This window comes from Streptomyces murinus (assembly GCF_002154555.1).
GTDB lineage: Bacteria > Actinomycetota > Actinomycetes > Streptomycetales > Streptomycetaceae > Streptomyces > Streptomyces murinus.
The window spans coordinates 1-10,196 of the sequence record NZ_MUNF01000182.1 but is presented as its reverse complement, the minus strand read 5'-3'; the positions used below and the strand labels follow the sequence as shown (position 1 = coordinate 10,196).

Below are 10,196 nucleotides of genomic sequence, written 5' to 3'. Positions count from 1 at the left end.
ACGGGGTCGACCCCGTCGCGCTGGGGGAGCGGGGCGGGCGGCGGCGTACGGCGTCTCACCTGGTCAAGGGTACGAGGGGAGGGATGACGGGTGCAGTATGTCGGTCATGCCCATTCTCACCAGCCCGGTGCTGACCGCCGGCGCCCTCGCCCGTACCGACCAGCCCATCATCCCGACCGGTGACGGTCTGGTGCTGCGCCCCTGGCGGGCGGGGGACGCGCCCGCCGTGCACGCGGCGTTCCAGGATCCGCTGATGCACCGCTTCCACGGCAAGTCCTGCGAGTCCGAGGCGGAGGCCGCCGGGTGGATCACGCAGTGGCAGGAGGCGTGGGCAGGGGAGCGGGAGCCGCAGTGGGCGGTCGTGGAGGAGGGCACCGATCGGCTGCTGGGCAGGGTCGCGCTACGGCAGATCGAGCTGGCCGACGGCTTGGCCGAACTCGCCTACTGGACCGTGGCGGCGGCCCGTGGCCGCAACGTGGCGACCCGGTCGGCCGCCGCGCTGACGCACTGGGCGTTCGAGGAGATCGGCTTCCACCGGCTGGAGTTGATGCACTCCACCGCCAACGAGGCGTCCTGCCGGGTCGCCGCCAAGGCCGGGTTCGCCCCGGAGGGCACCCGGCGCAAGGCGTATCTGCACCTCGACGGCTGGCACGACATGCATCTGCACGCCCGGGTGCGCGGGGACTGAACCCGCGCGGGCGGCCGTGGGATCCGGCGGGCGTTTCCGGTGTGAAGATAAGGCGCATGCCTGCCTATGACCTCGCGAACCGGCTCGTCGTCGGTGTCGCCTCCAGTGCCCTGTTCGATCTGCGGGAGTCCGACGCGGTGTTCAGGCAGCAGGGCGAGGAGGCCTACCGGGCCTACCAGGAGGAGAACCGGGACCGCACGCTGCGTCCCGGGGTGGCGTTCGCGTTCATCCGCAGGCTGCTCTCGCTCAACGACCTGGGGGAGCCGGGCGATCCGCTGGTCGAGGTCATCATCCTCTCCCGCAACGACCCCGACACCGGGCTGCGGGTCATGCGCTCGATACAGGCCCATCACCTGCCCATCAGCCGGGCCGTGTTCATGCAGGGCCGGTCCCCGTACAAGTTCATGCCGGCGCTGAACATGTCGCTGTTCCTGTCCGCGAACGGCGACGATGTGCGGGAGGCCGTCGCGGCGGGGCTGCCCGCCGGGCATGTGCTGGGGGCGGCTTACCCGGACGACGCGGCGGACCGGGAGCTGCGGATCGCGTTCGACTTCGACGGGGTGCTCGCCACCGACGCGGCCGAACAGGTCTACCAGGCCGAGGGGCTGGAGGAGTTCCGGGCCCACGAAGCGCGCAACGCGGCCACTCCGCACGACGCGGGGCCGCTGCGCGACTTCCTCGCCGGGGTGAACCGGATCCAGAACCGGGAGGAGGAACGGCGCAGGACACACCCGGAGTACGAGATGCGCGTGCACGTCTCCATCGTGACCGCGCGCAACGCCCCGGCGCACGAGCGTGCCGTGAACAGCCTCAAGCAGTGGGGCGTGCGGGTCAACGACGCGTTCTTCCTCGGCGGCATAGACAAGGGCGCCGTGATGAAGGTGCTGGACCCGCACATCTTCTTCGACGACCAGGTGACGCACCTGGAGAGCACGGCACGGACGACCCCGAGCGTGCATGTGCCGTTCGGCGAGATCAACGCACGCTGAGGCCCGGGGGGTGCGCGCCGCGGGGCTCAGGCGGCCTGGGCGCCGTCCTCCTCCTGCTCCGCCTCGATACGGGCGTTCCACTCGCGCTTGGATGCCTGCCAGCCGTCCTCGTTGTGACCGAGGCGCCAGTAGCCGGAGATCGAGAGGTCCTCGCGGGGGATGCGCAGGTCGACCCGCAGCATCCGGCGCAGCTCCTTCACGAAGCCGGCCTCGCCGTGCACGAAGGCGTGCAGGCGGCCCTCGGGGAACTCCAGGGCGCGTACGGCCTCCAGCAGCGCGGCGCCGACCGGGCGGTCCCCGCGGTGCAGCCAGACGATCTCCGCGGTGGAGTCGATCTTCTGCTCCTCCTCGGGCCCGGCGACCTCCACGAAGGCGTGGGCCCGCGCGTCGGCGGGCAGCGTCTCCAGGGCGCGGGCGATGGCGGGCAGCGCGCTCTCGTCACCGACGAGCAGATGCCAGTCGGCGGCCGGGTCGGGTGCGTAGGCGCCGCCGGGGCCCATGAAGCGCAGGCTCTCGCCGGGCCGGGCGCGCAGCGCCCAGGGACCGGCCAGGCCCTCGTCGCCATGGATCACGAAGTCCAGGGTCAGCTCGCGGTGCTCGGCGTCCCAGCCGCGCACGGTGTAGGTCCGGGTCACCGGCCACTGCTCGCGCGGGAACTCGGCGCGGATCCGCTCCAGGTCGAAGGGCTCCGGGTAGCTGACACCCGGTGGGCCGAACAGGAGCTTCACATAGTGGTCGGTGCAGGTGTCCGCCGCGAACCCGGCGAGTTCGTCGCCGCCGAGCACCACGCGCTGCATGTGCGGGGTCAGCCGCTCGGTGCGCACCACCTGGGCGGTGTGGACCTTGCGCGGCTTTCGTTCCGGACGCTCTGCCATCACGGCCTCCTGCGAACTGGGTTAGGTATACCTAAGTTAACATCTCTCCTCGCGGCCCGATCTTCCTTTGTGATTCAACGGTCGCGCTTTGCTCGAAAATTGCCGATCTGACGGCCGCGTTTACGAGGTGGACGCGCGGCTTCTACGCGCTCAGCGTGGTCAGCAGCCGCTGGAGCGAGCCGCCCAGGCCCCACCGGGCCGCCAGCTCGTCCAGGCCCGCCGGATCGCGCGGGGCGCCCGGCAGCGCGGTGTCCACGTCCGGCAGCGGCACATCACCGGCCACCCGCACCACCTCCGGCGCCACCACGACATACGGCCGCGCCTCGGTCAGCCGCTTGCGCTGCGAGGGGGTGAGCCTCGCCTTCGGGTCGTCCACGGCCGCCATGATCCCGGCCAGGTCGCCGAACTCCGCGAGCAGCTTGGCGGCCGTCTTCTCGCCGATCCCGGGCACGCCCGGCAGTCCGTCGCTCGGGTCGCCGCGCAGCAGCGCGAGGTCCGCGTACCCCCCTCCGTCGACGCCGTACTTCTCGCGCAGCACCGCCTCGTCGGTCACCTGGAGGGTGCCCACGCCCTTGAGCGGGTACAGGACCCGCACGCCGCGTTTGTCGTCCACCAGCTGGTACAGATCGCGGTCGCCGGTGACGATGTCGACCGGGCCCGCGGCGCGGGCGGTGAAGGTGCCGATCACGTCGTCCGCCTCGTAGTCGGCGACCCCGACGCGGGCGATGCCGATCGCGTCCAGCACGGACTCGATGACGGGCACCTGCGGGGCGAGGGTGTCCGGCACCTCCTCCGTGTCCGGGGCGCCGGTGTGCTCCTCGGCGACCCGGTGCGCCTTGTACGTGGGGATCAGCTCGACTCGCCACTTCGGCCGCCAGTCGGCGTCCATGCAGGCCACCAGGTGGGTGGGCCGGTGGTCCTTGACCAGGCGGTCGATGAAGTCCAGCAGTCCGCGCACGGCGTTCACCGGGGTGCCGTCCGGCGCCCGCACGGAGTCGGGAACGCCGAAATAGGCGCGGAAGTACAGCGAGGCGGTGTCGAGGAGCATCAGTCGTCCGGTCACGCTTCGCATCATGCCGTACGCCACTGACAGTCACCCCTGGATCACCCTCGCGCACCTTTCGTCCTGGAACGCGTTGCGTGATACGCATCGCGGTGAGCCCGGCCACGTATCAGTTTGCCTTTGTTTGACCTGGGCAGGCGCGCCCTCAGGAGCGAAGTAGTGCGCTTTTCAACTGTCGGGGCCCCTCGGGCCCCGGCTTTCTGACCGCCGTACGGCCTTCGCCTTCTGTCCCCTGTTCCCGAGACAAGAGGTTCGCGTGCAAGCCAGGCTTGAGGCGGAGCACCTGTACAAGGTGTTCGGCAGACGACCGGACGAAGCGGTGGAGCGCCTGAAGAAGGGCACCGACCGGGAGGAGCTGCGCGCCGACGGCACCATGGCCGCCGTGATCGACGCGTCCTTCCGTGTCGAGGCCGGCGAGATCTTCGTGGTCATGGGCCTGTCGGGCTCCGGCAAGTCCACCCTGCTGCGGATGCTCAACGGCCTGCTGGAGCCGACCGCGGGCAGCGTGCGCTTCGACGGCGAGGAGCTCACCGCGCTCGGCGACCGCGGCCTGCGCGAGCTGCGCTCCCGGAAGATCAGCATGGTCTTCCAGCACTTCGCGCTGTTCCCGCACCGCAGCGTCCGCGAGAACGCCGCCTACGGCCTGGAAGTGCAGGGCGTGCCCCGCGCCGAGCGTGAACGCCGCGCCGACGAGGCGCTCGCCCTGTGCGGCCTGGCCGGCTGGGAGAAGTCCTGGCCCGACGAGCTGTCCGGCGGCATGCAGCAGCGCGTCGGCCTCGCCCGCGCCCTGGCCACCGACGCCGACCTGCTGCTCATGGACGAGTCCTTCAGCGCCCTGGACCCGCTGATCCGCCGCGACATGCAGGACCAGCTCCTGGAGCTCCAGAAGACGCTGAAGAAGACCATCGTCTTCATCACCCACGACCTCAACGAGGCCATGCGCCTGGGCGACCGCATCGCCGTCATGCGCGACGGCCGTATCGTGCAGACCGGCTCAGCCGAGGACATCCTGCTGCGCCCCGAGAACGACTACGTGGCCTCCTTCATCCAGGACGTCGACCGCTCCCGGGTGCTCACCGCGAGCGCCGTCATGGACACCGAGCTGCGCGGCGACGAGGCCGACTGCGCCTGCGAGACGGCGACGCCCGACACGCCGTTCACCGAGTTGTGCGCGATCAGCGCCCGGCTGCCGCACCCGGTCGCCGTCCTCGACGCCGGCCGCACCCTCGTCGGCGTGGTGCCCCGGCAGCGCCTGGTGGGCTTCCTCGGCGACGAACAGGGCGAGCCCACCGCCTGCGACGGCTCCGGCGACGACGGGAAGAAGGTGATCGGCCGTGCCTAGGCTGCCCCTCGGCGACTGGGTCGACTCCGGTGTGAACTGGCTGGTCGGCCACCTCTCCTGGCTCTTCGACGCCATCAAGGCCGTCATGGAGGGCATGTACAACGGCATCGACGCCGTCCTCGGCGCGCCCACGCCGCTGCTGATGGCCGGCATCCTCGCCGTCCTCGCCTGGTGGCTGCGCGGACTGCTCGCCGGCATCCTCGCCTTCGCCGGATTCGCCCTGGTCGACTCGCTCCAGCTGTGGGACCAGGCGATGTCCACGCTCGCCCTGGTCCTGGTGGCCACCGTGATCGCCCTGGTGATCTCGATCCCGCTGGGCATCTGGGCGGCCCGCTCCAAGGCGGTCGGCGCCGCCGTACGGCCCGTCCTGGACCTGCTCCAGACGATGCCCTCCATGGTCCTGCTGATCCCGGCCATGCTCTTCTTCGGGCTCGGCACCGCGGCCGGTGTCGTGGCCACCCTGATCTTCGCCCTGGCCCCCGGCGTCCGGATGACCGAACTGGGCATCCGCCAGGTCGACGCCGAGCTGGTCGAGGCGGCCGAGGCGTTCGGCACCACCCCGCGGAACATCCTGTGGCGCGTCCAGCTGCCGCTCGCCCTGCCCACCATCATGGCCGGCGTCAACCAGGTGATCATGCTGGGCCTGTCCATGGTCGTCATCGCCGGCATGGTCGGCACCGGCGGCCTCGGCGGCGCCGTGAACGAGGCCATCGGCCAGCTCGACATCGGCTACGGCTTCGAGGCCGGTGTCGGCATCGTCGTCCTCGCCATCTACCTGGACCGCATCACCGGCGCCCTGGGCACCCAGCTGTCCCCGTCCGGGCGCCGGGCCGCCGCCAAGGCGCCCGCGCGCGTGTGGTCGTACCGGCCGCGTCCGGTCGTCGCCGTCGTCGGGATCGTCGTCCTCGCGCTCGCCGCGGGCGGCATCGGTGTCTTCGGCCCCAACGGCACCACCTCCGAGGCCTCCGGCACCGATGTCGGCAAGGGCAAGGAGATCAAGATCGGCTACATCCCCTGGGACGAGGGCATCGCCTCCACCTTCCTGTGGAAGGAGATCCTCCAGGAGCGCGGCTTCAAGGTCACCACCACCCAGTACGCGGCCGGTCCGCTCTACACCGGCCTCGCCACGGGGCAGATCGACTTCGAGACCGACTCCTGGCTGCCCACCACGCACGCCGAGTACTGGAAGAAGTACGGCAAGCAGCTCGACGACATCGGCAAGTGGTACGGCCCCACCTCCCTTGAGCTGTCCGTCCCCTCCTATGTGAAGGACGTCAACTCCCTGGCCGACCTCAAGGCGCACGCCTCCGAGTTCGGCGGGAAGATCGTCGGCATCGAGCCCAGCGCCGGCGAGATGAGCCTGCTCAAGACGAAGGTCCTCAAGGAGTACGGCCTCAGCGGCAGCTACCAGGTGATCGACGGCTCGACCCCGGCCATGCTCGCCGAGCTCAAGCGCGCCTACGCCCGCAAGCAGCCGGTCCTCGTCACCTTGTGGTCCCCGCACTGGGCCTACAGCAGCTACGACCTGAAGAAGCTCCAGGACCCCAAGGGCGCCTGGGGCAAGGGCGACGGCGTGCACACCCTCTCCCGCAAGGGATTCGCCGGGGACAACCCGCAGGTCGCCGACTGGCTGAAGAACTTCTCCATGACCGAGAAGCAGCTCACCGGCCTGGAGGCGAAGATCCAGGGGGCCGGCAAGGGCAAGGAGCAGGACGCGGTCCGCTCCTGGCTGCGCGCGAACCCCGGCCTGGTCGACAAGTGGGCGCCGGTCTCCGGCACGCAGGCCAAGGGATGACCCACGACCGGGCGGCCGGGTGACCCGACCGGCCCGGACCGGCCCGCCGAGGGACGGACGGCACCGTACGACGATGGGGTACGGAGCCGTCCGCCCCTCGGGGCGTTCTCGGGGTGTTCTCGGGGCGGGGAGTCCGCGTCCCCTACGGGAAGGATCCGGCCAATCACCCAGCGTGATGACTCTGGCTGGTGGGCATGTTCATCCCCAGGGAGGAAGCCGCGGGGGACCCCTTCGGGGCCGCCGACGCCTGGCGCGAACGTGAGGGTAGGGGGTATTCGGTGAGACGGGGATGTGACACGCGCATGAAACCGTTTGCCGAACATGCGTAGGGTGCAGTGAAGCCAATTGAGGAACGCACATGAGCGAGGGAGGGAGCCGGAGCGATGGGCGACCACAAAGAGCAGCAGCCCGTACGGGTGGGCGCGGCGGTCCGGCGGCGCCGGCGTGCCCTGGAGTTGACCCTCGCGGTCGTCGCCGAGCGAACCGGCCTGTCCGTGCCCTTCCTCAGCCAGGTGGAGAACGACCGGGCGCGGCCCAGCAGCACCTCCCTGGAGAAACTGGCCGACGCGCTGCGCACCACGGCCGTCGAACTCCTCGCCGCGGCGGACCCGGCGGCCACCGTCGACCTGGTGCGCGCCGAACCGCTCGCCGAGGACGACTTCGCCCCCCGCACCCGCAATCTGGTCCGCGGCCACCATCAGCTGCACGCCTCCGAGTTCACCGGCGACCATGACGCGGGACGCGAGTTCCAGCACCGCAATGACGAGTTGATGTACGTCGCCGACGGCGCCGTCGAGATCGAGGCCGAGGGCCGCGCGTACCGCCTCGGCCGCGGCGACACGCTGTATCTCACCGGCGGGGTCAGACACCGCTGGCGGGCGACCGTGCCGGACACCCGGATCATCGTGGTGGCCGTTGCCGAGCACATCGAGGCCGTGCGGGACCGGTCCCGGTGAAACGCGTCGTCTCCCTGGTCCCCTCGCTCACCGAGGCCGTGGCCGAGACGCTGCCCGGAGCGCTCGTCGGGGCCACGGACTGGTGCAGTCATCCGGGGGAGCTGGACGTCGTCCGGATCGGCGGGACCAAGAACCCCAAGGTGGAGCGCATCATCGAGCTCGCGCCCGATGTGGTGATCGCCAACGAGGAGGAGAACCGCGTCCCCGAACTCGACGCGCTGCGCGCGGCGGGCCTCGATGTCCTGGTCACCGAGGTGCGGACCGTGCCGGACGCCTTCGGGGAGCTGGCGCGGGTGCTGGCGGCCTGCGGGGCGGACGAGCGGCCCGGCTGGCTGCGGGAGGCCGAGACGGCGTGGCGCGCGCTGCCGGAGCCGGCCGGGCGCCGGACGGCGGTCGTACCGATCTGGCGCAGACCCTGGATGGTCGTCGGCCGGGACACCTTCGCGGGCGATGTGCTCTCCCGCCTCGGCGTCGACCACCTGTACGCGGACCATCCGGAGCGCTACCCCCGCATCCCCCTGGACGAGCTGGTGGCCGCGGCCCCGGACGTGGTCGTCCTCCCCGACGAGCCCTATCGCTTCACCGCCGAGGACGGCCCGGAGGCCTTTCCCGGCCTTGCCTGCGCGCTGGTCAGCGGGCGTGATCTGACGTGGTACGGCCCGTCGCTGGCGTGGGCGCCCCGAGTGCTGGGCGAGGCGCTGCAAGCAGCTCACCGCTGAGCAGTCCGCGCACCGTGCCGGACGCCGCCGCGAGCCAGGCCGCCACGAGCAGCACGTACAGCGCGACGGACAGCACCTGGAACGCGGTGAGGGAGGTGTGCCGGGTGAGGGCGGCCGCGCCGGTGACACAGGTGCCCACCGGGAAGGTGGCGCCCCACCAGGTCATCGCGAACCCCATGCCCTGGCGGCGGGCCCGCACCAGATGGGCGACGGACAGCGCCAGCCACATCAGCGCGAAGCCCATCACGGGCACGCCGTAGAGCACGGAGAACACGGCGAGGCCGTGCGCGTAGGAGGCCGGTACGACCCCGGGCGCGGCGTTGGCGATCGAGCCGAGGGCGGTGGTGGACTGCCCGAGCGGGCCGAGGACCAGGAACAGGGTCGGGGTGAGCGCGAGCGGCAGCGGGCCCGAGGTGATCAGCCGGCCGAGGACCAGCGGCAGCATCAGCAGGGTGGCGAACAGGCTCAGTCCGAACATCGCGAGACAGGCCAGCAGCAGGGTCTCGCGGGGCTGGCCCGCCGGCAGATGCGGCACGAGCAGCGGGCCGAGCGCGGCCGACACCATCGGCGCGACCAGCGGCAGCAGCCACACCGGGGACGCCTGGGAGGGCTCGATACGGTGCCGTACGGACATCAGGTACGGCACGGCCACAGCCGCCCACAGCCCGACCGCCGTACCCGCCGTGTACAGCACGGTGTCCAGGGCGACGGCCGCCGGGGTGCCGAGCCAGCCGTGTCCCGCGGTCAGCGCGCCGCCGCCGACGGCCAGCAGGGCCATGGAGAGGCAGCCGTAGAACGGGGCCATCGCCGCATCGAGGAGATGGGCGCGGGCCTGGTCGCGGTGGTGGATCCAGTGCAGGGTGCGGGCCGCCAGCAGGGTCACCAGCATCAGCAGCGACAGCGCCCAGACCGCCGCGAGGAGGGTGTGCAGGGCGCCCGGCAGGTCCATCGGCAGCGCGGTGCCTGCGGTGCCGACGGCGGCGGTGCCCATGACGGAGGCGTACCAGTTCGGGCCGAGATGGCGGACCCGGGCGGCACGGGGCGCGCGGGTGGCACGGGGCGCGCGGGTGGCGGGAAGGGATTGGGCAACGGTGACCATGGCATCAACCGTGCCCGGGGGAATGGTCCCTGACCAGGGAGTTCCCTTCTATGAGGGCATAAGCTGGTCTTATGAGCGAGGTGGAGGGGCCCGGTGGGCGGGGCGAGGGTACGGGGTCGTTGGCGCACCGCGTACCGGATCTGGCGGCGCTGGAACTGCTGCTCGCGGTGGCGCGGCTGGGGAGTCTCGGCGCGGCGGCGCGGGAGGTCGGGATCACCCAGCCGGCGGCGAGCAGCCGGGTCCGGTCGATGGAACGGCAGCTGGGGGTCGCCCTGGTGGACCGCTCCCCGCGGGGGTCCCGGCTCACCGACGCGGGCGTGCTGGTGACGGACTGGGCGCGGCGGGTGGTGGAGGCGGCGGCGGCGTTCGACGCGGGGGCGCGGGCGCTGCGGGACCGGCGGGACTCACGGCTGCGGGTGGCCGCGAGCATGACCATCGCCGAGTATCTGCTGCCGGGCTGGCTGCTGGCGCTGCACGCCGAGCGTCCGGACACGGCGGTGTCGCTGCTTGCCGGGAACTCGGCGAGGGTGGCGGAGCTGCTGCTGTCGGGGGAGGCGGACCTGGGCTTCGTGGAGGGGCTTTCCGTGCCCGCGGGGCTCGACGCGGTGGTGATCGGGCACGACCGGCTGATCGTGGTGACGGCGCCGGGCCCAGGGATGCCCCGGCGCCG

Annotated in this window: 10 protein-coding genes; 7 read left to right on the top strand and 3 right to left on the bottom strand. The window is 71.8% G+C overall.

Translation table 11 applies throughout. The features are described from left to right. Positions 1-106 precede the first annotated feature (106 nt). A complete protein-coding gene (locus CCN72_RS13340; RefSeq protein WP_086807711.1) occupies positions 107-688 on the top strand; it encodes a GNAT family N-acetyltransferase in 582 nt (193 codons plus the stop codon). Positions 689-744: 56 nt separating this feature from the next. Beyond that, entirely contained in the window at positions 745-1,677 is a 933-nt protein-coding gene (locus tag CCN72_RS13335; RefSeq protein WP_086807709.1) for a 5'-nucleotidase, read from the top strand. 26 nt (positions 1,678-1,703) lie between these two features. Here CCN72_RS13335 and CCN72_RS13330 read toward each other — a convergent pair whose 3' ends face one another. Both CCN72_RS13330 and CCN72_RS13325 read right to left on the bottom strand, forming a co-directional pair. Beyond that, positions 1,704-2,552: a siderophore-interacting protein gene (locus tag CCN72_RS13330; protein ID WP_086807708.1), complete on the bottom strand. Its 849-nt coding sequence runs from the start codon at positions 2,550-2,552 to the stop codon at positions 1,704-1,706. 142 nt (positions 2,553-2,694) lie between these two features. Next, on the bottom strand, positions 2,695-3,624 hold the full coding sequence (locus CCN72_RS13325; RefSeq protein ID WP_208637998.1) for a 5'-3' exonuclease: 930 nt from the start codon (positions 3,622-3,624) through the stop codon (positions 2,695-2,697). Positions 3,625-3,871: 247 nt separating this feature from the next. Here CCN72_RS13325 and CCN72_RS13320 point away from each other — a divergent pair, with 247 nt between their 5' ends. The 4 genes from CCN72_RS13320 to CCN72_RS13305 all read left to right on the top strand — a co-directional run bounded on the left by CCN72_RS13320 (position 3,872) and on the right by CCN72_RS13305 (position 8,427). Then, positions 3,872-4,957 carry a quaternary amine ABC transporter ATP-binding protein gene (locus tag CCN72_RS13320; RefSeq protein WP_086807707.1) on the top strand — a complete coding sequence of 362 codons (1,086 nt, stop codon included), beginning with the start codon at positions 3,872-3,874 and terminating at the stop codon, positions 4,955-4,957. Then, complete coding sequence (locus tag CCN72_RS13315; RefSeq protein ID WP_085562444.1) at positions 4,950-6,752, top strand: ABC transporter permease/substrate binding protein; 1,803 nt, start codon at positions 4,950-4,952, stop codon at positions 6,750-6,752. The genes CCN72_RS13320 and CCN72_RS13315 overlap by 8 nt, the downstream gene beginning before the upstream one ends. 383 nt (positions 6,753-7,135) lie before the next feature. Next, positions 7,136-7,708 (top strand): helix-turn-helix domain-containing protein, encoded by a 573-nt coding sequence (locus CCN72_RS13310; protein ID WP_085562445.1) that lies wholly within the window; start codon positions 7,136-7,138, stop codon positions 7,706-7,708. Further along, positions 7,705-8,427, top strand: a complete 723-nt coding sequence (locus tag CCN72_RS13305) for a helical backbone metal receptor (protein ID WP_086807706.1) — start codon at positions 7,705-7,707, stop codon at positions 8,425-8,427. Before CCN72_RS13310 ends, CCN72_RS13305 begins: the two co-directional genes overlap by 4 nt. Here CCN72_RS13305 and CCN72_RS13300 read toward each other — a convergent pair. Beyond that, positions 8,339-9,526 carry a TDT family transporter gene (locus CCN72_RS13300; RefSeq protein ID WP_086807705.1) on the bottom strand — a complete coding sequence of 396 codons (1,188 nt, stop codon included), beginning with the start codon at positions 9,524-9,526 and terminating at the stop codon, positions 8,339-8,341. The genes CCN72_RS13305 and CCN72_RS13300 overlap by 89 nt on opposite strands. Positions 9,527-9,597: 71 nt before the next feature. Between CCN72_RS13300 and CCN72_RS13295 the strand changes: the two genes are divergently transcribed. Further along, positions 9,598-10,196, top strand: a 599-nt coding sequence (locus CCN72_RS13295) for a LysR family transcriptional regulator (RefSeq protein WP_143664094.1), incomplete at its 3' end; no start/stop codon positions are given.